The 25,794-nt window shown below is 70.4% G+C and carries 24 protein-coding genes; 11 read left to right on the top strand and 13 right to left on the bottom strand.

The genetic code is table 11. The features are described from left to right. Nucleotides 1–53: 53 nt before the first annotated feature. From IMZ11_RS04300 to IMZ11_RS04325, 6 genes are all read left to right on the top strand, one after another. Nucleotides 54–1,001 (top strand): AraC family transcriptional regulator, encoded by a 948-nt coding sequence (locus IMZ11_RS04300; RefSeq protein ID WP_228637671.1) that lies wholly within the window; start codon nucleotides 54–56, stop codon nucleotides 999–1,001. A gap of 103 nt (nucleotides 1,002–1,104) precedes the next feature. Then, nucleotides 1,105–1,782 (top strand): DUF4396 domain-containing protein, encoded by a 678-nt coding sequence (locus IMZ11_RS04305; protein WP_228637673.1) that lies wholly within the window; start codon nucleotides 1,105–1,107, stop codon nucleotides 1,780–1,782. 472 nt (nucleotides 1,783–2,254) lie between these two features. Further along, nucleotides 2,255–2,662 (top strand): DUF4259 domain-containing protein, encoded by a 408-nt coding sequence (locus IMZ11_RS04310; RefSeq protein WP_228637675.1) that lies wholly within the window; start codon nucleotides 2,255–2,257, stop codon nucleotides 2,660–2,662. Between the two features lie 128 nt (nucleotides 2,663–2,790). Beyond that, nucleotides 2,791–3,318 (top strand): DUF1697 domain-containing protein, encoded by a 528-nt coding sequence (locus IMZ11_RS04315; RefSeq protein WP_228637677.1) that lies wholly within the window; start codon nucleotides 2,791–2,793, stop codon nucleotides 3,316–3,318. A gap of 282 nt (nucleotides 3,319–3,600) precedes the next feature. Beyond that, nucleotides 3,601–4,104 carry a MarR family winged helix-turn-helix transcriptional regulator gene (locus tag IMZ11_RS04320; protein ID WP_061258155.1) on the top strand — a complete coding sequence of 168 codons (504 nt, stop codon included), beginning with the start codon at nucleotides 3,601–3,603 and terminating at the stop codon, nucleotides 4,102–4,104. Nucleotides 4,105–4,266: 162 nt separating this feature from the next. Next, nucleotides 4,267–4,662, top strand: a complete 396-nt coding sequence (locus tag IMZ11_RS04325) for a VOC family protein (RefSeq protein ID WP_228637679.1) — start codon at nucleotides 4,267–4,269, stop codon at nucleotides 4,660–4,662. Nucleotides 4,663–4,878: 216 nt separating this feature from the next. On the opposite strand, the gene IMZ11_RS04330 is transcribed toward IMZ11_RS04325, so the two are convergent. Then, nucleotides 4,879–5,463, bottom strand: coding sequence for a TetR family transcriptional regulator (locus IMZ11_RS04330; RefSeq protein ID WP_228637681.1), 585 nt, complete (start codon nucleotides 5,461–5,463; stop codon nucleotides 4,879–4,881). Between the two features lie 136 nt (nucleotides 5,464–5,599). On the opposite strand from IMZ11_RS04330, the gene IMZ11_RS04335 reads away from it, so the two are divergent. Both IMZ11_RS04335 and IMZ11_RS04340 read left to right on the top strand, forming a co-directional pair. After that, nucleotides 5,600–6,010, top strand: a complete 411-nt coding sequence (locus IMZ11_RS04335) for a nuclear transport factor 2 family protein (RefSeq protein ID WP_228637683.1) — start codon at nucleotides 5,600–5,602, stop codon at nucleotides 6,008–6,010. Nucleotides 6,011–6,450: 440 nt separating this feature from the next. Further along, entirely contained in the window at nucleotides 6,451–8,406 is a 1,956-nt protein-coding gene (locus tag IMZ11_RS04340; RefSeq protein WP_228637685.1) for a Xaa-Pro dipeptidyl-peptidase, read from the top strand. A gap of 204 nt (nucleotides 8,407–8,610) precedes the next feature. Here IMZ11_RS04340 and IMZ11_RS04345 read toward each other — a convergent pair whose 3' ends face one another. From IMZ11_RS04345 to ligA, 3 genes are all read right to left on the bottom strand, one after another. Then, a complete protein-coding gene (locus IMZ11_RS04345; protein ID WP_228637687.1) occupies nucleotides 8,611–9,372 on the bottom strand; it encodes a hypothetical protein in 762 nt (253 codons plus the stop codon). 348 nt (nucleotides 9,373–9,720) lie between these two features. After that, a complete protein-coding gene (locus IMZ11_RS04350) occupies nucleotides 9,721–10,377 on the bottom strand; it encodes a hypothetical protein (protein ID WP_228637689.1) in 657 nt (218 codons plus the stop codon). A gap of 50 nt (nucleotides 10,378–10,427) precedes the next feature. Beyond that, entirely contained in the window at nucleotides 10,428–12,536 is a 2,109-nt protein-coding gene (ligA, locus tag IMZ11_RS04355) for an NAD-dependent DNA ligase LigA (RefSeq protein ID WP_228637691.1), read from the bottom strand. 211 nt (nucleotides 12,537–12,747) lie between these two features. Here ligA and IMZ11_RS04360 point away from each other — a divergent pair, with 211 nt between their 5' ends. Further along, complete coding sequence (locus IMZ11_RS04360) at nucleotides 12,748–13,833, top strand: aromatic acid exporter family protein (protein ID WP_228637694.1); 1,086 nt, start codon at nucleotides 12,748–12,750, stop codon at nucleotides 13,831–13,833. Nucleotides 13,834–13,915: 82 nt separating this feature from the next. Here IMZ11_RS04360 and araA read toward each other — a convergent pair whose 3' ends face one another. From araA to IMZ11_RS04400, 8 genes are all read right to left on the bottom strand, one after another. Next, complete coding sequence (araA, locus tag IMZ11_RS04365; protein WP_228637696.1) at nucleotides 13,916–15,409, bottom strand: L-arabinose isomerase; 1,494 nt, start codon at nucleotides 15,407–15,409, stop codon at nucleotides 13,916–13,918. Further along, nucleotides 15,406–16,068 carry an L-ribulose-5-phosphate 4-epimerase gene (locus IMZ11_RS04370; RefSeq protein ID WP_228637698.1) on the bottom strand — a complete coding sequence of 221 codons (663 nt, stop codon included), beginning with the start codon at nucleotides 16,066–16,068 and terminating at the stop codon, nucleotides 15,406–15,408. The genes araA and IMZ11_RS04370 overlap by 4 nt, the downstream gene beginning before the upstream one ends. Further along, a complete protein-coding gene (gene araB / locus IMZ11_RS04375) occupies nucleotides 16,065–17,711 on the bottom strand; it encodes a ribulokinase (protein ID WP_228637700.1) in 1,647 nt (548 codons plus the stop codon). The genes IMZ11_RS04370 and araB overlap by 4 nt, the downstream gene beginning before the upstream one ends. 48 nt (nucleotides 17,712–17,759) lie before the next feature. Next, nucleotides 17,760–18,746, bottom strand: a complete 987-nt coding sequence (yjfF, locus tag IMZ11_RS04380) for a galactofuranose ABC transporter, permease protein YjfF (protein ID WP_228637702.1) — start codon at nucleotides 18,744–18,746, stop codon at nucleotides 17,760–17,762. Beyond that, nucleotides 18,743–19,789: an ABC transporter permease gene (locus IMZ11_RS04385; RefSeq protein ID WP_228637704.1), complete on the bottom strand. Its 1,047-nt coding sequence runs from the start codon at nucleotides 19,787–19,789 to the stop codon at nucleotides 18,743–18,745. The genes yjfF and IMZ11_RS04385 overlap by 4 nt, the downstream gene beginning before the upstream one ends. Continuing rightward, nucleotides 19,786–21,297, bottom strand: coding sequence for a sugar ABC transporter ATP-binding protein (locus tag IMZ11_RS04390; RefSeq protein ID WP_228637706.1), 1,512 nt, complete (start codon nucleotides 21,295–21,297; stop codon nucleotides 19,786–19,788). The genes IMZ11_RS04385 and IMZ11_RS04390 overlap by 4 nt, the downstream gene beginning before the upstream one ends. A gap of 91 nt (nucleotides 21,298–21,388) precedes the next feature. Further along, a complete protein-coding gene (locus IMZ11_RS04395) occupies nucleotides 21,389–22,372 on the bottom strand; it encodes an ABC transporter substrate-binding protein (RefSeq protein ID WP_228637708.1) in 984 nt (327 codons plus the stop codon). A 72-nt stretch (nucleotides 22,373–22,444) separates the two neighbouring features. Beyond that, complete coding sequence (locus tag IMZ11_RS04400) at nucleotides 22,445–23,431, bottom strand: LacI family DNA-binding transcriptional regulator (RefSeq protein ID WP_061258153.1); 987 nt, start codon at nucleotides 23,429–23,431, stop codon at nucleotides 22,445–22,447. Nucleotides 23,432–23,689: 258 nt separating this feature from the next. Here IMZ11_RS04400 and IMZ11_RS04405 point away from each other — a divergent pair, with 258 nt between their 5' ends. Together IMZ11_RS04405 and IMZ11_RS04410 are read left to right on the top strand one after the other, a co-directional pair. Next, nucleotides 23,690–23,860 carry a hypothetical protein gene (locus IMZ11_RS04405; RefSeq protein ID WP_228637710.1) on the top strand — a complete coding sequence of 57 codons (171 nt, stop codon included), beginning with the start codon at nucleotides 23,690–23,692 and terminating at the stop codon, nucleotides 23,858–23,860. A 72-nt stretch (nucleotides 23,861–23,932) separates the two neighbouring features. Continuing rightward, the gene (locus IMZ11_RS04410) at nucleotides 23,933–24,331 is read left to right on the top strand and encodes a VOC family protein (RefSeq protein ID WP_228637712.1); all 399 of its coding nucleotides are present in this window, start codon (nucleotides 23,933–23,935) and stop codon (nucleotides 24,329–24,331) included. A gap of 41 nt (nucleotides 24,332–24,372) precedes the next feature. On the opposite strand, the gene IMZ11_RS04415 is transcribed toward IMZ11_RS04410, so the two are convergent. After that, nucleotides 24,373–25,713 carry a PLP-dependent aminotransferase family protein gene (locus IMZ11_RS04415; RefSeq protein WP_228637714.1) on the bottom strand — a complete coding sequence of 447 codons (1,341 nt, stop codon included), beginning with the start codon at nucleotides 25,711–25,713 and terminating at the stop codon, nucleotides 24,373–24,375. Nucleotides 25,714–25,794: the final 81 nt, after the last annotated feature.

The raw sequence follows: 25,794 nt of genomic DNA on the forward strand, positions 1-25,794 counted from the left end.
ACATTACATGGCTCAGAAGCTCGATTTCATGTTCAAGCGTCTACAGTGAGGGCATGGACGCGCTCGCGAGACTGGTGGACGGCCCGAGAGCCCGAGGCGCGTTCCTGCTCCAGACGATCATGACCCCACCGTGGTCCGTGCGGATCGAGGACCGGGCGCCGTTGTCCCTGGTCGCCGTCGTGCGCGGCGAGGCGTGGGTGGTCCCCGACCACGGCGACGCCGTACGGCTCCGCCCGGGAGATGTCACGATCACGCGCGGCCCCGACGCGTACACCTTCGCCGACGACCCGGCCACGCCGCCCCGGGTGGTGATCCATCCGGGGCAGCGCTGCACCACGCCCGACGGCGAGGACCTGTCCGAGGCGATGCACCTGGGCGTACGCACCTGGGGAGACAGCCCGGGCGGCCCGGTCGTGCTGCTCGTCGGCACCTACCGGCCGAGCTCGGAGATCAGCAGGCGGCTGCTGGACGCGTTGCCCCCGCTGCTGGCCCGGCCCGGTGACGCGTGGGAGAGCCCTCTCATCGCGCTGCTGGGACAGGAGATCTCCAGGGACGACCCCGGCCAGGAGGTCGTCCTGGACCGGCTGCTCGACCTGCTCCTGGTGACCGTGCTGCGGTCCTGGTTCTCCCGCCCGGAGGCGGATACCCCAGGGTGGTACCACGCGTCCGGCGATCCGCTGGTGGGCCCGGCGCTGCGGCTGCTGCACGGCGATCCCGCGCACCCGTGGACGGTGTCCGCGCTGGCCGCGAAAGTGGGCGGCTCGCGGGCCGCGCTCTACCGGCGCTTCACCGAGCTGGTCGGCGAGCCGCCCATGGCGTACCTGACGGGCTGGCGCCTGGCCCTGGCCGCCGACCTGCTGCGGGAGTCCGACGCCACCATCGGCGCGGTGGCCGGACAGGTCGGGTACGGCAGCGCCTTCGCGCTGAGCACGGCCTTCAAGCGGGTTCGCGGCGTCAGCCCCCGGGAGTACCGCAGGACCGCGAGTACCGCCCCGTCCTGACCGTTCCGGAGGCGGACGCCACTCGCGGAATACCCCATGGGGGTATATCGTTGGCGTGCGCGACGGGGCCGGACGGCCTCCGCAGGAAGGGATACGACACGCCATGGACCACTCCGCCCATTCCACCCACTCCCCCTCGACCGGCGGACACGACGCGCACGAGCACGAGCACGACGGACACAGCGGGCACGAGCACGAGCACGACGGGCACAGCGGACACGGACACGAGCACGACGGGCACAGCGGACACGGACACGAGCACGACGGGCACAGCGGACACGGACACGACGCGCACGCGCACAGCGGACACGACGCGCACGGACACGGCAGCGCGGGCCACGGGAGCACCTCCTGGCGTACCGCCGCCCAGGCGACGCTGCACTGCCTCACCGGCTGCGCCATCGGCGAGGTCCTCGGCATGATCATCGGCACCGCGGCCGGGCTGCACGGCGGCGTCACCGTCGCCCTGTCGATCGCGCTCGCGTTCGTATTCGGGTACGCGCTGACGATGCGCGGCGTACTGAGGGCCGGCGTCGGAATGCGCCGGGCCCTGAAGGTCGCCCTGGCCGCGGACACCGTATCGATCGCGGTCATGGAGGTCATCGACAACACGGTGATGGTCGCCGTGCCCGGCGCGATGGACGCCGGTCTCGCGACCGTGCTCTTCTGGGCGGCCCTGGCGTTCTCCCTCGCCCTCGCGTTCGTGCTGACGGTGCCGATCAACCGCTGGCTGATCGGCAGAGGCCTCGGGCACGCCGTCGTCCACGCCTACCACCACTGATCTCGCTCACCCCGCCCTGTCGCGGATGCTCCGCTCCCGGACCACGCCTCGGGCACGCCCACAGCCGTACGCCACAGGACGGGGCGGGGCGAGCGGGCGGATGTCAGCCCAGGGACGCCACGGACATACCGGGTTAACGTGGACACCAGTGGACATCAAGGGAGAGATCGGGCGGGCGAGACCGCCCGGTCGGCGAGGAGGCCCCATGGATTACGAGATCTTCGCCCTGGGTGACATCCGGCTCCCTGCGGCATCACGCTGCCCGACGCGAAGCTGGCGTACAAGACGTACGGCGAACTCAACGAGGCCAGGACCAACGCGATCGTCTATCCGACGTGGTACTCCGGCCAGCACACGACAACGAATGGCTCATCGGCGCGGGCATGGCGCTCGACCCGGCGAAGTACTTCATCATCTTGTCGGAGGCGATCACTAGGCTCGCGTGCGACCGACCAGATTCCGGAGGTTCAGCGTGGGCGCGTGGGACATGGGGCCGTTCGACAACGATGGGGCGCTCGACGCTCTCGGCCATCTCGGCGACGTGGAGGACCTGCCCGGAGGGCTGGCTTCGACCATGAGGGAGATCCTCGCCGAGGAGGACTATGTCGATGCTCCGGAGCTGTCCGCGGCCGTCGCCGTGGCCTGCCTGATCGGCGCGCGGCTGGTCGGTTCCGAGCCGGACGTCAACGCCGCGCGGTGGCTGGAGCGGCATCCCTTCGCCGTGACCGCCCCGCTGCGCGACCTCGCCCACGCGACGCTGGACCGCGCGGCGCGCCCCGACGACAACGAGTTGTACGACCTGTGGGAGGAGTCCGGGGCGCTGACCGAGTGGCTGGACCGGCTCGCCCCCTACCGGCAGGCCCTCGCCACGAGGTCGTGAGGGCGCTCCCCCGCCGGCCGACCACGCAGAGCTCGGGGGCGGAATATGGCGGCAGATACATGACAGGGCCCGGCAGGTACCCGCCGTAGCGTTTTCCTCGTCATCGAAGGAGACGAAGGGGGAGCTTGATGCGGTACGTGGCGCTGCTGCGCGGGATCAACGTCAATCCGGGCACCACGGTCGCCATGGCCGATCTGCGGGCGCTGCTGGAGAAGCTCGGGCACACCGAGGTGCGGACGCACCTGCGCAGCGGCAACGCCATGTTCACCTCGGCCGACGAGCGGCCCGAGCGGATCGCGTCCCTCATCGAACGCGAGATCACCGGGCAGCTGGGCCTCACGGTCCCCGTCATCGTGCGGACGGCCGCGGAGCTGCGCCAGGTGGTCGAGGACAACCCGCTGGACGTGCGGGATCCGGCCAGGTTCGCGGTGATGTTCCTGGCCGGCACGCCCGACCCGGCGCTGCTGGAGGGCATCGATCCGGCCGCCTACGCACCGGAGGAGATGCGCGTCGGCAGGCGCGAGCTGTACATGTACTTCCCCGAAGGGCTGCGCCGCACCCGGCTGCAACCGCTGCTGGAGAAGAGGCTGAACGTCACCGCCACGGCACGCAACTGGAACACGGTGACCAGGCTGCTGGCCCTCGCGGAGGGGTGATCCGGACGGCCGCGAACAGAACGGGCTCGGGTCAGGAGGTGAGCGCCTCCACCCGGCACGCCCAGGGCGGCGGCGGAGCCGGGATCGCCGCGGCGGCCATTCGCTGATCATGACCGAGTCCGAATCCGGCGTCCTCCGCCTCACGCGCCCAGCGCACCGGCGCCGGCAGGTCACGGCCGGAGATCGTCCGGCATCTGGGGCGGGGTCGACGGCCGGCACCGTCCCGACCACGTGGTTGGGGATATTTCGCTGAATACGCCAACCGGCCGTAACGTGCTGCCCATGACCGGACACCACACCCTGCGCCAGACCGAGGACGCCATCGGCGACCGTCTCGGCGAACTCAATGTCGACTTCGAGGCGATGTGGGCGGTCTCGAACATCTACCGGGCGTCCTCGGCGATCCGCAACCACCTGGAGCAGACCGTGCTCCGCGACACCGGGCTCACCTGGACCGGCTTCGTCGTCATGTGGGTCGTGTGGATCTGGGGCGAGAGTGAGACCCGGCACGTCGCCGCCGAGGCGGGCATCTCCAAGAGCACGCTCACCGGCGTGCTCAAGACCCTGGAGTCCTATCGCCACCTGCGCCGGTTCCCCCATCCGACGGACGGGCGCCGTGTCATGCTGGAGCTGACCTCGTCTGGAGAGCGGCTGATGCGCTCGTTGTTCCCCGACTTCAACCGGCAGGAGGCCTTCGTGGTCAAGGAGCTGGACAGCGAACAGCGTCGCGGGCTCGCCGAGTCCCTCAGGAAGGTCGTCCGGCACCTGGAGACCACCGGCAGGTGATCCGTACGCGCCTCCTCGGTGTGCGCGCGGCCTTCCTGACTTTCGCGCGAGGACCGTCCGCCGCCTCCGCCTCCTCGGCCGATCAGAGGGTTCCGTTCGGGCCGGATACTCCGCGAGACACGAATGCCGTCACCTTCCACACCGCTGACAGGAGTCCATCCGATGGCGCAGAAGATCACCACGTTCCTGATGTTCGAGGGCGTCGCCGAGGAGGCGATCACCTTCTATACGTCGCTGTTCGACGACGCCGAGGTCCTCAGCCTGGTCCGCTACGGCTCCGAGGGGCCCGGCGCGGAGGGCACCGTGCAGCACGCCGTGTTCACGCTGGCGGGCCAGGAGTACATGGCCATCGACAGCCACGTATCGCACGCCTTCACCTTCACCCCGTCCATCTCGCTGTACGTGCAGTGTGAGTCGGAAGCGGAGCTCGAGCGCCTGTACGCGGCGCTGTCGCAGGACGGCGTGCCGCTGATGCCGCTCGACTGCTACGGCTTCAGCAAGCGCTTCGGCTGGACCAACGACCGCTTCGGCGTCTCCTGGCAGCTGAACCTTCCCTGACGGCCGGCCGTCTTCATCCCGGCAGCCGTCACGGCGTGGCGTCTCCGACGCCGGCCCGTTCGGCGCCGGTGACGGTCGTCGGGTCGGGCTGGTCTCCGGGATGTTCCCGGGGCCAGCCGGAGCCGGAGGCAGGCCCGGTGTGGCCCCGCCCGGGTCCGGTCGGACGAACCGCACCCGCTCGTCGGCCGTTCCGCCCCTCGCCGGAGGAGGGCCGTCTCAGGAGGTCAGGCGGTTCACCATCCGGACCAGCCCGGCCCGCCTCGCTTCCTGGGTGTCGTCGTCGGCTCCGGCCATCATCATCCGTACGACCTGCGGGGCGGTGAACCACCAGGTCGCGAGCGCGTACACCGCGTAGAGCAGGTGCGCGGCGTCCACCTCGCCGGTGATCGTCCCCTCGTGCCGGGCTTTGGCGAACGCGGCGAGCTTGTCCGCGTAGTGCGCGGCCCGCTCGTCCTCGGCCGCCACCGTGACCTGGTCGTCCTGCAGGCCCTCCCAGGCGAGAAGCCGGAGGAAGTGCGGGTGCGCGCAGTGATAGTCGAAAACGCGCCCCGCGTACTCACCCAGGTGCGCGACCTCGTCGTCGGTGAGCGGCACGGCCGCGGCGACCTTGGCCAGCTCGGCCTCCAGCACCGCGGTGAAGAGTTGCTGCTTGCCGCCGAAGTACTGGTAGATCCGCTCCTTGTTCACTCCGGCGCGGGCGGCGACGCGGTCCACCCGCGCGCCCTGGGGGCCGTGCTCGGCGAACTCCTCCACGGCGGCCTCGAGGAGGAGCCGTCTCGTCTTCGCGGTGTCCCATGCCATGCGGCAAGACTACCGGACTCCAACTCACTGGTTGGAAATCCAATCCTGGGCGTGCCATACTCCAACCATTCAGTTGGAAATTCGCCGTGCGCCTCCCCCTGAGACGCGCGCGTCCCACGAGAGATCGGAACCGGACATGACCGTCGCACCCCAGACCACACCCGAGATCGTCGACGCCTTCTTCGCCCGCTTCGCGGAGGGGGACCTGCCCGGCCTGCTCGACCTGTTCGCGGACCGCGTGGACTTCCTCGTCCCCGGCGCGCCGAACGTGCCCTGGACCGGGGCCCGATCCGGCAAGGACGAGATCGCCGAGTTCTTCACCCTGCTCGGCAAGGAGCTCACCCCGGCCGAGGAGTTCACGATCGACGCCACCGTGATCGAGGACGGGCACGCCGTGGTCACCGGTCGCAGCCGCTTCGGCGTGGTGTCCACGGGGAAGCCGTTCACCAACGAGTTCGCCCTGCACTTCACCGTCGCCGACGGCAGGATCACCGGCTACCGGATGCACGAGGACAGCCACGCGATCAGCGTCGCCTTCACGAAGTGAGCCACGAGGACGCCCTGGCGGGGAGTTTCCGCCAGGGCGTCCCGGTTCAGCTCACCCCCTAATACGCCCGGCCGACCGTGGAACACGCTGTTCATGCAGGAGACGTGGAAGCCGGCGCCGGCGCGGGGTGCCCGGTGCGCCCCCTGACGGGAGTCCGTACGAACCGGGGCTCTCGGGACGGCCGATCCTCCCCCAGAGAGGGACAGGCCGTCCCGGGGGTGCCACCGGTGGCTGGCGCCGGGCGCGCGGTGGTCGACCGCCGCCGAGACCTTGCTCGACATTTGTCGGAAATACCGCGATCGAGATAAGGCAGCCGTCCGAAGACATTCCGCACCTGTGCCCCTAGCATCGAGCCTTCCCGGGGCCATCCTTTTCGGTCCCGTGCCCCCTTTTTGGGGCCGTTTTCCGGCCCCGCGATGATCGTTCGGGAAGGTTTGCCGATGTCGATGCCCCGCCAGGTGACGGGCCCTGTCGCACCAACCGCGTTCCGCAGTCCGAAATCCGTACGTCGCGGCGCGGCCGCGCTGGGTCTCGCCGCCAGCATGACCCTCGCCGGGATCGCGGCGACTTCGACACCCGTCGGCGCGGCCGCCGCCCCGTCCGTGGGACCGGTCTTCAGTGACGGCATGGCCCAGCCGGTGTTCTCGTCGAACCGCAACGACTGGATCCGCGAGGAAGTGTGGATCGAGACTCCCGTCGACAGTGACGGCGACGGCCGGAACGACCGGGTGCACGCCGAGGTCACCCGGCTCAGAGAGACCGAGACGGCCGGCCTGAAGTCGCCCGTCGTGTACGAGGCCAGCCCCTACTACGCGGGGGGCAATCCGGTCACGAACCACAACGTCGATCACGAGCTCAACCAGGCGCTCCGCCCGGGCAAGGGCTGGATGAACCGAGGTGGTTCGCTGAAGGATCCGGCGTCCGACGAGCGGCTCAACGCCGCCACCACCGACACGGCCGACGGGGCCGACGCTTCTGCTGCGGGCACCGGGCCGCAGCCCGCCATCAGCACCAGCCACGAGTCCAACTGGCTGCCGCGCGGTTTCGCGGTGGTCCACGCCGAGTCGCTGGGCAGCGGCAAGTCCGACGGCTGTCCCACCACCGGTGGGCGGAACGAGACCATCGGCGCGACGTCCGTCATCGACTGGCTCAACGGCCGCGCCAAGGCATACGACGCCATCGGCAGGGAAGTCGACGCGACGTGGACGACCGGCAAGGTCGGCATGATCGGCACGTCGTACAACGGAACCCTGCCCAACGCCGTCGCGAGCACCGGTGTCGATGGTCTCGAGGCCATCGTGCCGATCTCGGCGATCTCGAGCTGGTACGACTACTACCGCGCGAACGGCGCCGTGGTGGCCCCGGGCGGCTACCAGGGCGAGGACGCCGATGTACTCGCGGAGTACGTCTACACCCGCGCGGACAAGCAGATCTGCCGAAGTGTCATCGAGGAGCTCGCGAAGGCACAGGACCGGGTCACCGGCGACTACAGCGCCTTCTGGGACGAGCGCAACTACATGAACGATGTCGGCAGGGTCCACGCCGCCGTGCTGGTCGCGCACGGGCTCAACGACTGGAACGTCAAGACCAAGCACGCCGCGCAGTGGTATGAGGCGCTCAAGGCGCGCGGGGTGCCGCACAAGATCTATCTGCACCAGGGCGGGCACGGCGGCTCCCCCAGCGTCAACGTGCTCAACCGCTGGTTCACCCGCTACCTGTGGGGTTACGAGAACGGCGTGGAGAACGACCCGCGGGCCCTGATCCAGCGCGAGGACAGGACGCTGGTGGAGTATCCCGAGTGGCCCGAGCCTGCCGCGGCGGACACCGAGCTCAATCTGGCGCCCGGCACGAACGGAGCCGCCGGCGTCCTCACCGACGACAAGACCCGCCAGGGCAAGCCGGTGACCGAGACGATCGTCGACGACGCGTCGAAGCGGGCGCAGACCCTCGCCGATGCCGCGACGTCTCCCAACCGCCTCGCCTACCTGTCGGGGACGCTGACCGGCGCGGTCCGGCTCAGCGGCACGCCGCGGGTCTCGCTGCGGATGTCCTTCGGCCAGCCGGCCGCGAACGTCACGGCGCTGCTCGTCGACTACGACCAGAACGGCAAGGCGAAGATCATCACTCGGGGTTGGGTGGATCCGCAGAACCGTAAGTCGATCTCGCGGACCGAGCCGGTCAAGCCGGGCACGCCCTACCGCCTCGACTTCGACCTGCAGCCCCACGACTACGTTTTCGCGGCCGGACACCGTCTCGGCGTCGTCTTGCTGTCCAGCGACTACGACTACACCATCCGGCCCGCCCCCGGCGCGACACTGTCTCTCGACACGACGAAGAGCACCGTCATGCTGCCGATCGTCGGCGGAGCCGCCGCGTTCGCCGCGGCGAACGGCTGACCAGGGCCACGACCCGGGGGGCGGGCCGACAGCCCGCCCCCGCGGCACTGTCACCGTGATCCACCTGCGGGATCGGCACCGGCGGCCCCGAACATGACGAGGTACCCGCACAGCGCTCCGGCGAGCCCCCGCGCCACCGCGGCGTCGCCCAACATGGCCGGGTCGAGGAGCGGGGACCAGTGCGGCCCTCATGGGGGCGGGGTCCTACCGAGGACCGGACAGAAGCCCTCTGATGGCGTCCGCGATCACGAGGTCGACCGCGAACCGCTCCTCCAGCCAGGCCAGGGTTACCGCGGCGGCCTGCCTGTTGCGCGCGTAACCGGGGACCATCTCGGCCAACGGCAACACCTCCGGCGAATACGCCTGCTCCACACGCCGGCTCGGCTCGAACGGGTCACGGCGGTGGTGCGCCCGAGCGGAAGTGAGGTGCAGCAGTGCGATCACCCGGTCGACGGCGAATGACTGGATGAAGCGGGCCGCGGTCAGCCGCTCGCCGCGCAACTCGCGGTGCAGGCCGACGTAGAGGTTGGACAGGGCCTCGTTCAGGTGGAACTCCACCGTGTCGTACGACGGGCCGACGGGTGGCGTTCCGTCCTCCGCCAGGCCAGCGGGCGCGTCGTCGCGCTGCCAGACGACCCGCGCGCCGTGGAAGGGGACCCGGGCCAACTCCCCAAGCGTGAAGACCGCGTACTCCACGAAGATCCCGTCGGCGAACAGCGCCTTGCGTCCGTTCCGGTCGTTGGCGAAGCTGTACGCCACCGGGCAAGGTGCCTGCAACCAGTCGATGGACTCCAGGTAACGGGGCTTGGCGGCGTCCTCGACGACGACGAAGAAGTCCAGGTCGGAGTGCTCGTCGAGCCGGTCGTGCTCGGCGCCGGCCGAGCCGAGACCGAGCAGCGCGAGAGCGTCACCGCGTGTGGCCAGGTGGGCGGCGAGGTCGTCGAGCCGTCGCAGCATGGGGTGCATCCACGTCATCCCTTCGTGAAGAGTCGACGTTTCAGCCCGTACAGCCTCTGTGGCCGCCGAGGTCGCGACACCTGCTCCTGCAAGCGTCAGCGAGGCAGCACGTGAACGTCAAGCCGCGGCCGGCTCGGGTCTCGGTCTCGGTCTCGGTCTCGGTCTCGAAGATGTTCCAGCGCCGGCTTCAGCGCCGTCCGAACCACTCGATCGGCCACCGTCGGAATCACCCGACGGGCGTTCCGGGCCAAGCCACGATGACAACCTCGGGTTCGACGACGCCGCCCCACTCCTGCGTCGACAACCCGCCACCACTCGCGGGCAGCCGGCCCCAGTCAGGGGGTGGAAACGAAAGGATCAGTCGGTCGGGTAGCCGATCTCGGCGATGTCGTCGGCGAGATCCGCGAGACTTACGTCGGCGTTGAGCGCCCAGATGATGTCTCCGGTCAGCGGCCGCAGCGCGTGGACGTGCTCGACCGCCGCGAGAGGCACCTCGGTCTCGAAGTAGTCGCACGCCCACGTCCGATAGGCATCGGCGGATCGCTCGGTGAGCAGGCCGAACAACCAGTCGGCGCCGTCGGAATGACCGGCGAAGTCGATCTCACCGGTCTGCCAGCGGGTTCCGGTCGCCGTCCGCCACAGGCAGGCGGTGACGTCGGGTACGCCGTCCCTCGTGAAGGCGGGCTCGGCGACCTGGGTCCGGAAGACCTCCGGCACGGTGTCGAGCACCCCCGGCCAGACCTCCAGGTCGTCGTTCCCCCACGGGCTCATCGGCGACTCGTGGTCGAAGCCGCGGATGTACGCCCCGGCCGAGGTGAAGACGATGCTGTACGCGTCCCCGGATCCGTTGGACATCGAGGCCATCTCCTCGCCCGGCCTCCAGTGCGCGTCGAAGGAGTGATATCGGGACTCCCATTCGGGGCTGAGGATGGCGTCCAGCATGGCCAGCGCCCGGCAGTGGTCCCGCAGAGCGGGGATCTCGGGCAGCCTCGCGGCGACGTCGTACACGGTCATCCCGGTATTCAACACCGATCGATGCGAGTGATCATCGCTTTCACCCGTCCTCAGATGAACGCGTGGACCATGGCGGCGAACTCCTCGGGGGTGGCGATGCGCACGCCCAGGGTGGTGGCCTTGTCGCGCTTGGACCCGGCCTTCTCTCCCGCCACGAGCAGGGAGGTGCGGGCCGAGACGCTGGAGGACGCCTTGCCCCCGGCGCGCTCGATCAGCTCGTTCATCTCGTTGCGGGACAGCGCCTCCAGCGGGCCGCTCATCGCGCCGGTCACGACGACGGCCATCCCCGTGAGCGGGAGCTCCACGGCGGGTCCGGTGTCCGCCTCGGCCGTGCCATCCGATCCGGCGGCGCCCTGCCCGGTCGCGGCCGACCCGGTCACGCCCGGCTCGGTCATCGTCACCCCGGCCGCCACGAGCCGGTCGATCAGCGGTGCGAGCTCGGCCAGTTCCTCCACCAGGGCGGCGGCCTTCTCCGGTCCGATGCCGTCCACGGCCTGCAGCCCCTCGGCGTCGGCGGCGCGGATCGCGTCCATCGAGCCGAAGTGGCGGGCGATCCGCCGCGACATCGAGCGGCCGGTCCCCCGGACACCGAGCGCGCAGAACACCTTGTTCAGCGGCTTCTCCTTGGCCCGCTCGATGGCGGCCAGCAGGTTGTCGGTGCTGGTCTCGCCCATTCGCTCCAGGCCGAGGATCTGCTCGCGGGTGAGGGTGAACAGGTCGGCGAAGTCGGCGATCAGACCCGCGTCGACGAGTTGGACGATGCGGGTCTCCCCCAGGCCCTCGATGTCGAGCTGGTCGCGGCCCACGGCGTAGCTGACCGAGGCGACGGCGTGGCAGGCCCGGCCGCGGGCGCACCGCCAGCGCTGCTGGCTGGCGTCGATCTCGCCGCCGCATCTCGGGCAGACGTCCGGGAACGTGATCACCCGCTCGTCACCGGTCCGCAGGTGCGCCACGGGCGCCTCCACCCTCGGGATCACGTCGCCCGCCTTGTAGACGGTGACGTGATCGCCGAGCATGAGGCCGCGCCGGGTGATGTCCGCCGGGTTGTGCAGCGTGGCGTAGGTGACCACGCTGCCGTCCAGCAGTACCGGCTCCAGCACCGCGCGCGGCGCGATGATGCCGGTGCGGCCGACGTTCCACTCCACCTCGACCAGCTTGGTGATCTTCTCGACCGCGGGCAGCTTGTAGGCGATGGCCCAGCGGGGCGCCCGTGAGCTGAACCCGGCCTGCTCCTGGTCGGTGGCCAGGTCGGCCTTGACGACGATGCCGTCGATGCCGAACGGCAGCTCCGCGCGCACCGCGGCGATCTCCTCGACGCGGGTCTGGACCTGCTCGACCGTGGCGACGGCGATCACGCCGACGGGGGTCGCGCCGGTGGTCCGCACGCCGAGGCCGGCGACCAGGTCCATGATCCGGCTGTGCGGCAGCTCCCGCAGCCGACCGGCCAGCTCGCTCGCGTCGTCGGGCGGCAACGGCAGCGCGCCGTACCCGAAGAACGTCATCTCGCACCGGTAGGGCCGGTCCTTGGCACGCAGCGTCCCGGCGGCGGCGCTGCGCGGGTTCGCGAACGTGGTGCCGTCATGGGCGGTGCGCTTGGCGCACGCCTCCTCGAACTGGGCGGCGGTCATCAGCACCTCGCCGCGGATCTCCACGGTCACCGGCTCCGACAGCGTCTCTGGCAGGCCGACGACGGTGCCGATCGCGTGCGACACGTCCTCCCCCGCCACGCCGTCGCCGCGCGTCACGAGCTGGACCAGCCGCCCGCCGTGGTAGCGGGCGGACACCGCCAGCCCGTCGAGCTTGGGCTCGACGCTCCACATCTCGACGGGGCGGCCGAGCCGCCGCTCCAGCCCGGCCGCCCACCCGGCCAGCTCCTCGGCGGAGAAGACATTGTCCAGGCTCAGCATCGGGACGGTGTGCGGGACGTCCCCGACCACGGCCCCGCCGGCGACCTTCCCCGTGGGGGAGCCGGGCAGCACGTGCTCGGGGTGGGCCGCCTCGTACGCCTCGATGCCGCGCACCAGGCGGTCGTAGGCGTCGTCGTCCAGAGCGGAGTCGCCCGCGCCGTAGTAAGCGGCGGCGGCGTCGACCGCGTCACGCACGGCCTGGGCGTATGCGGCCTGGTCGGCGAGCGGCGTGGCATGGAGTGCGTCAGTCATGCGCACATCGTGCCGTGTCCCACCGACAATCGAGAACATCCGTCACGACGGCGCCTCGGCGGCGAGCAGCGCGCCGAGATCCGGCGCCGTCGCCCGACCGGGGATCACCCGTAACCCGGGCGAAAAGTCCGCCTTACCGTCTCGACACGCCTCCGGCGAACACTACTTTTGACACGCATATCGCAATGAAAGGGATATAAGGGTCTACATCGTGAAATGGAGTGGAGCCAGGGCGGGCACAGGGGTCCGCAAGCGGTGGCGACGGCTGGTGGTCATGGCACCGCCCATCGCGCAGTGCGCCGCGGGCGCCGCTCTCGCGTGGAGCGTGGCGAAGGACGTGCTGGAACACCCGCGGCCGTTCTTCGCGCCGATCGCCGTGGTGATCTGCGTCGGCATCTCGCTCGGCCAGCGGCTCCGCCGCCTGGCGGAGATGGTGATCGGGGTCACCGTGGGGGTGGGCGTCGGAGACCTGCTGATCTCGCAGATCGGCTCCGGTCCCTGGCAGATAGCTCTGGTCGTCGCCCTGGCCCTCGCCACCGCGGTCTTCCTGGACACCGGTTCCGTCATCGTCCTGCAGGCGGGCTCGTCCGCCGTACTCGTCGCCACCCTGCTGCCTCCCGGCGGGACGGGCGGCTTCCACCGGATGATCGACGCGCTGACCGGCGGCCTCATCGGGATCGCGATGGTCGCCCTGCTGCCCGCGGACCCGGTCGCTCTCGCCCGATACCACGCCGCCGCGATCTTCGACGCGCTCGCCGGCACCCTGCTCGCGACCGCCGAGGCGATCGAGAGGCGCGATCCCACGCAGGCCGCGGACGCCCTGGAGGCGGTACGGGGCACGCACACGTCCATCGAGGCGTTCGAGAAGGCGCTGGAGACCGGGACGGAGATCTCGATCATCTCGCCCATCCGATGGAGAAGCCGCCGGGCGCTCGACCGCTACGTCGGGGCGCGCGCGCCGCTCGACTACGCGCTGCGGAACTCCAGAGTGCTCGCCCGCCGGACCCTCAGAGCGCTGATCGACGGTGAACAGGTCCCGAAAGAGGTGGTCGAGGGGCTGCGTCTCATGACGAGCGCGGTCCGCCTCCTGCAGGACGAGCTCGCCGGGACCAGGCCGCCGGGAGACGCACGGGCGGCCGCCGTCGCGGCGGCCGAGTCGGTGGGCGCCGCGCTCACCGACTCGTCCGGGCTGTCCACCCATGTCGTGGTGGCGCAGGTGCGGTCCATCGGCCTCGACCTTCTCGACGCCATCGGCACCGGCACCACCGGGAGGACGGCACCGGCCCCCGCCACCTGACGGGGCCGGTGCCGGCCGTGCTCACCTGCCTCATCGGAAGGCGAGCACGCTGACGGCCGGGTGCCGGCGACGCCGTCCGGTGTCAGAGGCCGCGGGCGAGGCGGTGGTAGGCCTGGTTCCAGCGCAGCTCCTTGGCGAACTGCCGGGGCGTGGTGTCTGCGTCGATGACGAGCAGCTCCACGCCGAGCATGTCGGCGAAGTCGGTGAGCTCCTCGGCGCCGACCGCCGCCGACAGGACGGTGTGGTGCGGGGCGCCGGCCGTCAGCCACGACTCCGTCGAGGTGCGCAGGTCGGGCCGGGGGCGCCAGACCGCGCGGGCCACCGGCAGCCTCGGCAAGGGCTCCGGCGGGGCGACCACGTCGATCTCGTTGGCCACCAGCCGGAACCGGTCGCCCATGTCGGCCAGCCCCACCACGACCGCCGGACCGGGCTCGGCGTCGAACACCAGCCGCACCGGGTCCTCGCGGCCGCCGATGCCCAGCGGGTGGATCTCGCACGACGGCGTGCCCGCCGCGATCGTCGGGCAGACCTCCAGCATGTGCGCGCCGAGGATGAGCTCCTCCCCCGGTGTCAGGTGGTACGTGTAGTCCTCCATGAACGAGGTGCCGCCCGGCCGCCCCTCCGACATCACCTTCAGGGTCCGCAGCAGCACCGACGTCTTCCAGTCGCCCTCGCCGCCGAAGCCGTACCCGTCCGCCATCAGGCGCTGTACGGCGAGGCCGGGGAGCTGGCGCAACCCGCCCAGGTCCTCGAAGTTGGTGGTGAAGGCCCGGAACCCGCCGCCGTCGAGGAAGTGCCGCAGGCCGAGCTCGATCCGCGCCGCGTACCGGAGGGACGCGTGCCGCTCACCGCCCTCCCGCAGCTCGGGCGCGAGCCGGTAGAGCTCGTCGTACTCGCGTGTCAGCGTGGTCACGTCGGCGTCGGAGGCCGCGTCCACCACCGCGACCAGCTCGTTGACCCCGTAGGTGTTCACCGAGACCCCGAACCGGAGCTGCGCCTCCACCTTGTCGCCCTCGGTCACCGCCACGTCGCGCATGTTGTCGCCGAACCTGGCCAGCTTCAGCGAGCCCACCTCGGCCCGGCCGGCCGCCGCCCGCGCCCACGCCCCGACCCGCGCGGCCACGGAGGGGTCGCTCACGTGCCCGGTCACGGTCTTGCGCGGTACGCCGAGCCGGGACTGGACGTGGCCGAACTCCCGGTCGCCGTGCGCCGCCTGGTTCAGGTTCATGAAGTCCATGTCGATGGAGCTCCACGGCAACTCCACGTTCGCCTGCGTGTGCAGGTGCAGCAGCGGCTTGCGCAACGCGTCCAGCCCGGCGATCCACATCTTGGCCGGGGAGAACGTGTGCATCCATGCGATCAGGCCGCCGCACTCGTCGTCGGCGTTCGCCTCCAGGCACACCCTCCGGATGGCTCCGGCGTCGGTGAGCACGGGCCGCCACTCCAGTTCGTACGACGACGTCTCCCCCAGAGCCTCGCCGAGCGCGGCGGCGATCCGCATGGACTGCTCGGCCACCTGCCGCAGCGTGTCCTCGCCGTACAGGCCCTGGCTACCGGTCAAGAACCACAGCTTCACAGGTGACTCCTCTGTCCATAAACGTGTTGGTAGCGGTGATGCAAACGGTCGATGTCCTCGGGCGCGATCGGCAGCGGATCGCCGAGTTGCCGGGCCACGTGCACGGTGCGGGCGACGTCCTCGCACATCACGGCGGCCTTCACCGCCGACCTGGGCGAGTCGCCGACGGTGAAGACACCGTGGTTGCGCATGAGCACGGCGGGCGACCGATGGCCGGACAGCGTCTCGACGACACCCTTGCCGATGTCGTCGCCCCCGATCAGCGCGAACGGGCCCACGGGGATCTCACCGCCGAACTCGTCGGCCATCGCGGTGAGCACGCACGGGATCGCCTCTCCCCTGGCCGCCCAGGCGGACGCGTACGTGGAGTGGGTGTGCACCACGCCGTTCACCTCCGGCATGTACCGGTAGACGTACGCGTGCGCGGCCGTGTCGCTGGAGGGCGAGAGCGTGCCCTCCACCACGACGCCGTCGAGGTCGCACACCACGATCGACTCCGGCGTCAGGTCGTCGTAGGACACCCCGCTGGGCTTGATGACGAACAGGTCCTCGCCGGGCACCCGGCCGGAGACGTTGCCCGCCGTCCACGCGACGAGGCCGTATCGCACCAGCTCGGCGTGCAGGCGGCACACGGTCTCCCGCAATTCCCTGATCATCATGCGCCGGCCTCGTTCCTGATCGCGCGGAGCCGGTGCAGCAGCCCGCCGTCCGCGAAGTGGTCGTGCAGCCGGCGGTACTCGGCGTACAGCCGGTCGTAGGCGTCGGCCCGCTCGGGATCGGGCACGTACGCGCCGATGTGCCGCTTGCCCATGGCCGCCGCGGCGGTCGTGATGTCGGCGTACTCGCCCGCGGCGACTGCGGCGTGGATCGCCGAGCCGAGGGCCGGCCCCTGGTCGCTGCCGATCGCCGACAGCGGGCGGCGCAGCACGTCGGCGTACGTCCGCATGAGGAAGGAGTTCCTGAGCAGGCCACCGGCGACCACGAACTCCTCCACCGGCACTCCGGCGGCCTCGAACGTCTCCACGATGATCCGGGCGCCGAACGCGGTGGCCTCGATGAGCGCCCGGTAGACGTCCTCCGGCCGGGTGGCGAGCGTCTGGCCGACGACCACGCCGGACAGGTCGTGGTCGACCAGCACCGAGCGGTTACCGCCCTGCCAGTCGAGCGCGACCAGCCCGTGCTGCCCGACCTCCTGCTCGGCCGCGAGCGAGGTCAGGTACTCGTGCGGGCCGAGCCCCCGCTCGGCGGCCCGCTCGGCGTACGCGGCGGGCAGGAAGTTCTCCACGAACCAGGCGAAGATGTCACCGACGGCGGACTGGCCCGCCTCGTAACCCCAGAGGCCGGGCACGATGCCGTCCCGCACCACCCCGCACATCCCCGGCACTTCGGCGAGCCGGTCCGACGGCATGATGTGGCAGGTCGAGGTGCCCATGATGGCGACCATCTGGCCGGGCCGCACGGCGTCGGCCGCGGCGGCGGTGACATGCGCGTCGACGTTGCCGACCGCGACCGCGATCCCCTCGGGCAGTCCCGTCCACCCGGCGGCCCGCGCGGTCAGCCGACCGGCGAGACCGCCGAGCGGCGCGAGCTCTTGACCGAGCTTGCCGGTGAAACCGGCGAAGGCGGGGTTCAGCGCGGCCAGGAAGTCCTCGGAGGGGTAGGCGCCGTCCTGGTGGATGCCCTTGTACCCGGCCGTGCAGACGTTGCGGCTCTCCACACCGGTCAGCCGCCAGACGATCCAGTCGGCCGCCTCGATCCAGCGCTCGGCCCTGCCGTACGTCTCGGGATCCTCGTCGAGGACCTGTAACGCCTTGGCGAACTGCCACTCCGAGGAGATCCTGCCGCCGTATCGGGGCAGCCAGGGTTCACCGCGCTCGGCGGCCAGCGCGTTGATCCGGTCCGCGTGCGGCTGGGCCGCGTGGTGCTTCCAGAGCTTCGGCCAGGCGTGCGGGCGCTCGGGGGTGATCTCGCACAGCGGGGTGCCGTCGGCGGTCGCGGGCAGCACCGTGCAGGCGGTGAAGTCGGTGCCGATGCCGACGACCCGCGACGGGTCGACTCCCGAGGCGGCCAGTGCCTCGGGCACGGCCTTGCGCAGCACGTCGATCCAGTCGCCCGGCGACTGGAGCGCCCAGTCGGGGCCGAGCCGCGCGCCGCCGGGCAGCTCGTCCTCGATCACCCGGTGGGCGTACTCGTGGACCGCGCCGCCCAGTTCGGCGCCGTCGTCGACGCGGACGACGACGGCGCGGCCGGACAGCGTGCCGAAGTCGACGCCGACGACACAGCGCTCGCTGTTAGCGTTCACACATCACTCCAAAACGGGAGAAGGGAGAGGTACCTGCCGCAGCGCCCGCTACCTGCGGCGGGCGCCGATCAAGCGCTGGAGCAGGATGAAGGCGAACAGCAGCAGACCGATGAAGATCTTGGTCCACCAGGAGCTCAGCGTGCCCTCGAAGCTGATGATCGTCTGGATCAGCCCGAGTACGAGCACGCCGAGCACCGTGCCGAGCAGGTATCCGGTGCCGCCGGTCAGGAGGGTGCCGCCGATGACGACGGCGGCGATCGCGTCCAGCTCCATGCCGACCGCGTGCAGGCCGTACCCCGACAACATGTAGAAGGACAGCAGCAGGCCGCCGAGAGCGGAGCAGAAGCCGCTGATCGTGTAGACGGCGATCTTCGTCCGGGCCACCGGCAAACCCATGAGCAGCGCGGACTGCTCGTTGCCGCCGGTCGCGTAGACGTTGCGGCCGAGCCGCGTGTAGTGCAGCACGTACGCCGCCGCCAGCACGACCACGGCGGTGATCAGCACGCTCGGCGAGACCCACATGCCGCCGCCGAACTCGATCCGGCTCTGGGCGAACGCCGTGAACGTCGCGTCCTCGATCGAGATCGAGTCGGTGCCGATCGTGTAGCACAGGCCGCGGGCGAGGAACATCCCCGCCAGCGTCACGATGAACGGCTGGATCTCGAAGTAGTGGATGATCGCGCCCATTCCCAGGCCGAGCACCGCGCCGATGGCGAGCACCAGGGCGATCACCGCGTACGCCGGCCAGCCGTGCTGCAGCAGCACGGCCGAGATCATCGTGGCGAGCGCGACCACCGAACCGACCGACAGATCGATGCCGCCGGTGAGGATCACGAACGTCATCCCGACGGCGACCACCAGCAGGAAGGCGTTGTCGATGAAGACGTTGAGGATGATCTGCCCGGTGGCGAAACCGTCGTAGCGGATGCCGCCCGCCACGAACATCGCCACGAACAGGGCCGCGGTCACCAGGACCGGGATGTACTTCCGCGGGAGCGTACGGCGTCCGGCAAGCGGGCCGGTGGTGCTCGTCATGCCGTGACCGTCGCCTTCTCTTCGGCCGCCGGGCGCGCCGATGTGGGGCGCCTGCGGCGGTGGAACACCTTCTCCCGGAAGGCCGGGGACTGGAGCAGGCAGACGATCGTCACCACGAGCGCCTTGAACAGCAGCGTCGTCTCCGGCGGGACGCCGATCGAGTAGATGGTGGTGGTCAACGTCTGGATGATGAGCGCGCCCAGCACCGTGCCGCTGAGGGAGAACCGGCCACCGGCCAGCGGGGTGCCGCCGATGACGACGGCGAGGATCGCGTCGAGCTCGATCCACAGGCCCGCGTTGTTGCCGTCTGCGCTGGAGACGTTCGAGCTGATCATCAGGCCGGCGACGCCCGCGCACAACCCGCAGAACGCGTAGACCATCATGAGCACGCCGCGCGCGCTGATGCCCGCGAGGCGGCTCGCCTCGGCGTTGCCGCCGACCGACTCGATCAGCAGGCCCAGCGCCAGCCGCCGGGTGAGGAACGCGGTGAGGGCCAGCACCGCCGCCACGATGATGATCCCGAACGGCAGCGTCAACCAGTAACCGCCGCCGATGAGCTTGTACGGCGAGCTGTTGACGGTGATGATCTGCCCGTCGGTGACGAGCTGGGCCAGGCCGCGACCGGCGACCATCAGGATCAACGTCGCGATGATCGGCTGGATGCCGATCCCGGCGACGAGGAAGCCGTTCCACGCGCCGAGGACCAGCGACAGTGCCAGCGCGAGAACCACCGCCCCCAGCACACCGCCGGTCGAGTTCTGGTCGCCGAGGTCGCTGATGCGCAGGCAGGCCAGCGCGCCGGAGATCGCGACGACCGAGCCGACCGACAGGTCGATGCCGCCGGTGGCGATGACGAGCGTCATACCGAGCGCGACGAGGATCAGCGGCGCGCCGAAGCGGACGATGTCGACCAGGCTGCCGTAGAGGTGGCCGTCCTTGATCTCGACGCTGAAGAAGTGGTCGGTGAACACCAGGTTCAGCAGCAGCAGCGCGGCCAGGATGACCGCCGGCCAGAACAGGCGGTGTCTCAGGAACCGGCTCATGATCGGGCTCCGCTCGCGATCGTCTCCGTCAGGGTGTCGGTCGTCAGCGCCTCGTCGTTGTCCAGCTCGGCGACGAGCCGGCGGTCGCGCAGCACGCCGACCTTGTGGCTGAGCCGCAGCACCTCCTCCAGTTCGGCCGAGATGAAGAGCACGGCCATCCCGCCGTCGGAGAGCTCGGCGACCAGGCGCTGGATCTCGGCCTTGGCGCCGACGTCGATGCCGCGGGTGGGCTCGTCGAGGATGAGCAGGCGAGGTTCCATGATCAGCCAGCGCGCCAGCAGCACCTTCTGCTGGTTGCCGCCGCTGAGGTTCCTGATGAGCCGGTCGGGGTCGGCCGGCCGGATGTTCAGCGCGGCGATGTACTTGTCGGCCAGCTCGTCCTGCCTGCGTCGCGGGATGGGCCTGGTCCAGCCGCGCGCCGCCTGGAGGGCGAGGACGAGGTTCTCCCGGACGGTGAGGTCGGGGATCAGTCCCTCGGCCCGCCGGTTCTCCGAGCAGAAGGCCAGCTTGCGCCGCACCGCCGCGCGGGGCGTACGCAGGTTGACGGACTCACCGCCGATCTTCATCGAGCCGCTGCCCGCGTGGTCGGCGCCGAACAGCAGCCGGGCGACCTCGGTGCGGCCGGAGCCGAGCAGCCCGGCCAGGCCGACGACCTCGCCCTCGTGGATCGTGAGCGTGAACGGCTGGACGGACCCGGCGCGCCCCAGGTCCGCGGCCTCGACCAGAGGCTCGCTCTGGCGGGCGAGCGGCCTGCCCTCCAGACGTTCGAGGTCGGCCAGCTCGCGGCCGATCATCTTGCCGATCAGGTCGACCTGGCCGAGCTCGCGGGTGAGGTACTCCCCCACGAGCTTCCCGTTGCGCAGGACGGTCATCCGGTCGGAGATCTCGTAGATCTGGTCGAGGAAGTGGGAGACGAACAGGATCGCGATGCCCTGGTCCTTCAGCCGGCGCATCACCCGGAAGAGCTGGGCCACCTCGCCGGCGTCCAGGCTGGAGGTGGGCTCGTCGAGGATGAGCACCTTCGCGTCGACGTCCACGGCCCGCGCGATCGCGACCATCTGCTGGATCGCCAGCGAGTACGACGCCAGCGGCGCCGACACGTCGATGTGGAGGTCGAGTCGGGCGAGGATCTCCGCGGCCCGGCGGCGCATCGTCGTCCACTGGATGCGACCCAGGCGGCGCGGCTCCCGGCCGATGAAGATGTTCTCGGCCACCGAGAGGTTGGTGCAGAGGTTGACCTCCTGATAGACGGTGCTGATCCCCGCGTGCCGGGCGGCGAGCGGGCTGGAGAAGGCGACCCGCCGTCCCTCCAGCTCGATCTCGCCGGCGTCGATGTCGTAGACGCCGGTCAGCACCTTGATCAGTGTCGACTTGCCGGCGCCGTTCTCCCCCATCAGCGCGTGGACCTCGCCCGGCAGAAGCCGGAAGTCGACACCGTCCAGTGCCTTCACGCCGGGGAACTGTTTGCCGATCCCGTTCATCCGCAGGATCGGCGCGGGTACGGCCATGCGGCGCCCCTCTCGTCCTCGTGGCCGGACCGCCTCGCGCGGAGGCGATCACGACGGCCGGGCCGTCCGGTGAGGGACGGCCCGGGTCCGGTCAGTACTTGCGCGTGGGCAGAGCCTGCTTGGCCTGTTCCTGGGTGAAGGCGGTCTCCTCGGTCACCACGCGGGCGGGCACCTGCTCGCCATTGACGACCTTCTTGGCGAGGTCCATCAGCTGGGTGCCGAGCAGCGGGGAGCACTCGACGATGTAGTTGATCTTGCCGTCGGCGAGCGCCTGCATGCCGTCGTGGACCGCGTCGATCGTGATGATCTTGATGTCCTTGCCCGGCACCTTGCCCGCGCCCTCGATCGCCTCGATGGCGCCGAGGCCCATGTCGTCGTTGTGCGCGAAGAGCACGTCGATCTTGGGGTTGGACTTCAGGAAGGCCTCCATGACCTCCTTGCCCTTGGCGCGGGTGAAGTCGCCGGTCTGCGAAGCGATGATCTTGAACTTCGGATCGGCGGAGACGACCTCCTGGAAGCCCGCCTTCCGGTCGTTGGCGGGCGCCGATCCGGTCGTGCCCTGCAACTCGACGACGTTCACGGTGTCCGTGCCGTCCTTGTACTCGTCGACCAGCCACTGACCGGCCTTGCGGCCCTCCTCCACGAAGTCGCTGCCGAGGAAGGTCTTGTAGAGGCTGGTGTCCTTGGAATCCACCGCGCGGTCGGTGAGGATCACCGGGATGTTCGCGTTCTTGGCCTCCTTCAGCACCGTGTCCCAGCCGGACTCGACGACCGGCGAGAAGGCGATGACGTCCACCTTCTGCTGGATGTAGGAGCGGATCGCCTTGATCTGGTTCTCCTGCTTCTGCTGCGCGTCGGAGAACTTCAGGGTGACGCCGGCCTCTTTCGCCGACTCCTGGACGGACTTGGTGTTGGCGGTGCGCCAGCCGCTCTCCGCGCCGACCTGGGCGAAGCCCATGGTGATCTTGCCGTCTCCGGAGCCGCCGGAGCCGCCCGAACCGCCGCTGCTCCCGCACCCGGCCATCGTCAACGCGGTGGCACCGACCAGGAACAGTGCCGAGATCCTCTTCAACACTGGGGGGTCCTTTCTTGCTGTTAGCGCTAACACCACACAGCCGGTAGAGCGCTTCTTCTCGATTCCGTACGGCTAGCGCAAGGGCGAGGTGCTGGCCCTGGCGATGAATTGGGGAGGCACGACGAGACGCTCGTGCAATGGACCACCTGACTGGATCTGCCGGACCAGCAGGTCGATGCTGCGCCTGCCGACCGCCCCGAAATCCTGCCTGATCGTGGTGAGCGGCGGGGAGAAGAACTCCGACTCCGGTATGTCGTCGAAGCCCACGATGCTGATCTGCTCGGGGACCTTCACTCCTTCCTCCGTCAGGGCGCGCAGCACGCCGAGCGCCATCTGGTCGTTGGCGACGAACACCGCGGTGACACGGTCGGCCATCGCGGCCAGGCGCTTGCCCGCCCGGTAGCCCGATCGGGGGCTCCAGTCGCCGGCGAGCACTTCGGGGACGGGCCGCCCGGCCGCGGTCAGCACCGCGCGCCAGCCCTCGGTCCGCCCCTCGGCCTCCAGCCAGTCGGCCGGCCCGCTGACGTGCCAGACCGTCTCGTGCCCGAGGTCGAGCAGGTGGAGGGTCGCCAGCCTGGCACCCTCGACCTGGTCGACGCTGACCACCGGGACGTCGCCCGCGTGACCGCCTTCGACGGCCACCGCGGGCATGCCCGCCGGCAGGTCGTCGAGCGCCCGGGCCGCCGAGCGCTGCGGCGCGACCACGACGACGCCGTCGACGCCCTGCTCGGCCAGGTAGCCGATGGCGTCGGTCACCCCGGCGCGGTCGATCGTCCGCAGGCTCACGATGCTCACGAAGTAGCCCGCGGCCCTGGCGGCCTGCTCGATGCCGTAGACCGTGCTCGCCGGGCCGTACAGCGTCGAGTCGAAGCTGACGACGCCCAGCGTGCGCGAGTGCCTGGTCACCAGCGCCCGGGCGACGAGATTGCGGCGGTAACCGAGTTCGTCGATGGCCCACATGACCCGGGTGCGGGTCTCCGCGCGGACGTTCGGATGGTCGTTGAGGACGCGCGAGACCGTCTGGTGCGACACCCCCGCCAGTTTGGCCACGTCGGCCATCACGGGCGGGCGCTGCTCGGCGTTCGGTCCCACCGGTTACTCCTCTCAACGACTTGGAAAAGACTGTGAGCGTTAACACGATCCACCGTCAAGATGGCCCCGGGTCACGGTCCGGTTACACCGAAACACGGACGTAACGCCTATTGACGTGGCTACGCCCAACGCCTTGACTGAGGGCCGATTCCCGCTTGTCGGCGCTGACTCCATCATGCTCGGAATGCGAACGCTAACGTCACTCGGAGGAGCCCCCACGATGAGATGGAAGGCCTGGTCACAGAAGGCGGCGAGGACGCGGCCGTCCGCGGCGCGGTCGACCTCGGCGCCGCGAAGATCGCGCCGAAGGCCGTGGTCACCATGCTCACGGGTGGCCTGAGCGACGTGAACGCGCTCGCCCGGGCCCAAATCAGTGAGCCTTTTCGCTCGGCCTAGGGCTATCGACGGAGTGCGAAGGGGGTCCCTCGCCCGATGCCGGGTCGATCGAAGCGTTCCTAGCATGGCCGCATGGAGATTCCCGAGCATTACAAATACGCGGTCATCCCCCACATCATGGTCGACGGGGCCGCGGAGGCGATCACGTTCTACGCCAAGGCGTTCGGTGCCTCCGAACTCTTCCGGCTCGACGGGGATGACGGGCGGATCGTCCACGCCGAGATCAGCGTCCAGGGCTCCACTCTCATGCTCGGTGACGCCGACGCGCCGTTCACGCCCACTGGTGAAGGCGGCGCGTCCGTTGCCCTGCACGTCTACGTGCCGGACGTGGACGCGCTGACCGCCCAGGCCGTGGCAGCCGGGGCCGAACTTCTCTCCTCTCCGACCGACATGCCCTACGGTGCCCGGCAGTCGATGCTTCGTGACCCGTTCGGCCACATCTGGATCTTCCTGACCCCTATCGTCGCCTGAGCCGGCGGGCCGCGACGCCGGACCGATGGGTTGGAACGGGCTCAGTCATCCATCGCGTCCTCGGGGGTACCGCGAGCGAGCCCGGCCAACACGTCCAGCGCGTACGACAGGGTCTCCACGGGCGGGGAGGCGAGGCCGAGCCGTACGGCGCTGGGCGCGCTCCTCGACCCGACGACGAACGAGGCGGCGGGTGTGACGGCGATCCCCCTTCGCGCCGCGGCGGCGACGAAGGTCTCGGCCCGCCACTGTTCCGGCAGCTCCCACCAGCAGAAGTAGGCATGCGGGTCGGCTCGTACGGTGAAACCGGCGAGTCTTTCCTCCGCGACCCGCCGCCGCGCGGCCGCGTCGGCCCGCTTGGCCTCGGCGACGGCGGCCACGGTGCCGTCGGCCGCCCACCGGACGGCCGCGTCGAGGGCGAACCGGGACGCGGTCCAGGCCCCCGAACGCAGCGCGGCGGCGACCCGGTCGGCGTGCCCCGCGGGTGCTACGGCGAAGCCCGCGGTCAGACCGGGCGCCAGCCGCTTGGAGAGGCTGTCGATGAGGATCACGTGGTCCGGGGCCAGAGCGGCGAGCGGCGGCGGCGCGCCGTCGTCAAGGAACGCCCAGATGCCGTCCTCGATCGCGGACACGTCCAGCTCGCGCAGCGTACGGGCGACCTGCTCGCGCCGTGTACCCGGCATGGTGACGCCGAGCGGGTTGTGCAGGGTCGGCTGGAGATAGACCGCGCGCAGCGGGGCGCCGCGATGCGCGGCGGCGAGCGCGTCGGGGCACAGCCCCTCACCGTCGATCGCCAGGGGGACGGGCGTCACGCCGAGCCGGTGCGCGATGGCCTTCACCACGGGATAACTGAGCGCCTCCACTCCGAGACGCTCCCCCGGGGGCACGAGAGCGGCCACGGCGGCGGCGATCGCCTGTCGTCCGTTGCCCGCGAACAGCACGCGGGCGGGGTCCGGTTCCCATCCCGCCCGGCCGAGCAATCCGGCGGCCGCCTCACGGAACGCGGGCGTTCCCGCCGCCCCGAGCGGCTGTAACGCGGCCCCGAGCACCTCGGGCCGGAGCAGCGGACCGAGCCCCTGGGAGAGCAGCGCGGACTGGCCGGGCACCACGGGATAGTTCAGCTCCAGGTCGATCCTGGCCGTGGCGGGCTCGGTGAGCGAGGGACCGGGCAGCGGCCGCGCCGCCCGTACGAAGGTGCCGCGGCCGACCTCGCCCACGACGAGACCGCGCCTGGCGAGCTCGCTGTAGACGCGGCTCACGGTCGAGTTCGCGATGCCGCGCCGCCGCGCGAACGCGCGCTGGGGAGGCAGCCGGTCTCCGGGCCGCAGGCGGCCCGCCGCGATCTCCGCTGCCACCTCGTCGGCGACGACCCGGTACTCCTCCATCACACCTCACTACATTTACAAGATTGCACCGAGAACAATATAACTATTGCACGCGGAATTGCTCGCACCATAGCCTCGGAT

This window comes from Microtetraspora sp. AC03309 (assembly GCF_020826795.1).
GTDB lineage: Bacteria > Actinomycetota > Actinomycetes > Streptosporangiales > Streptosporangiaceae > Microtetraspora > Microtetraspora glauca.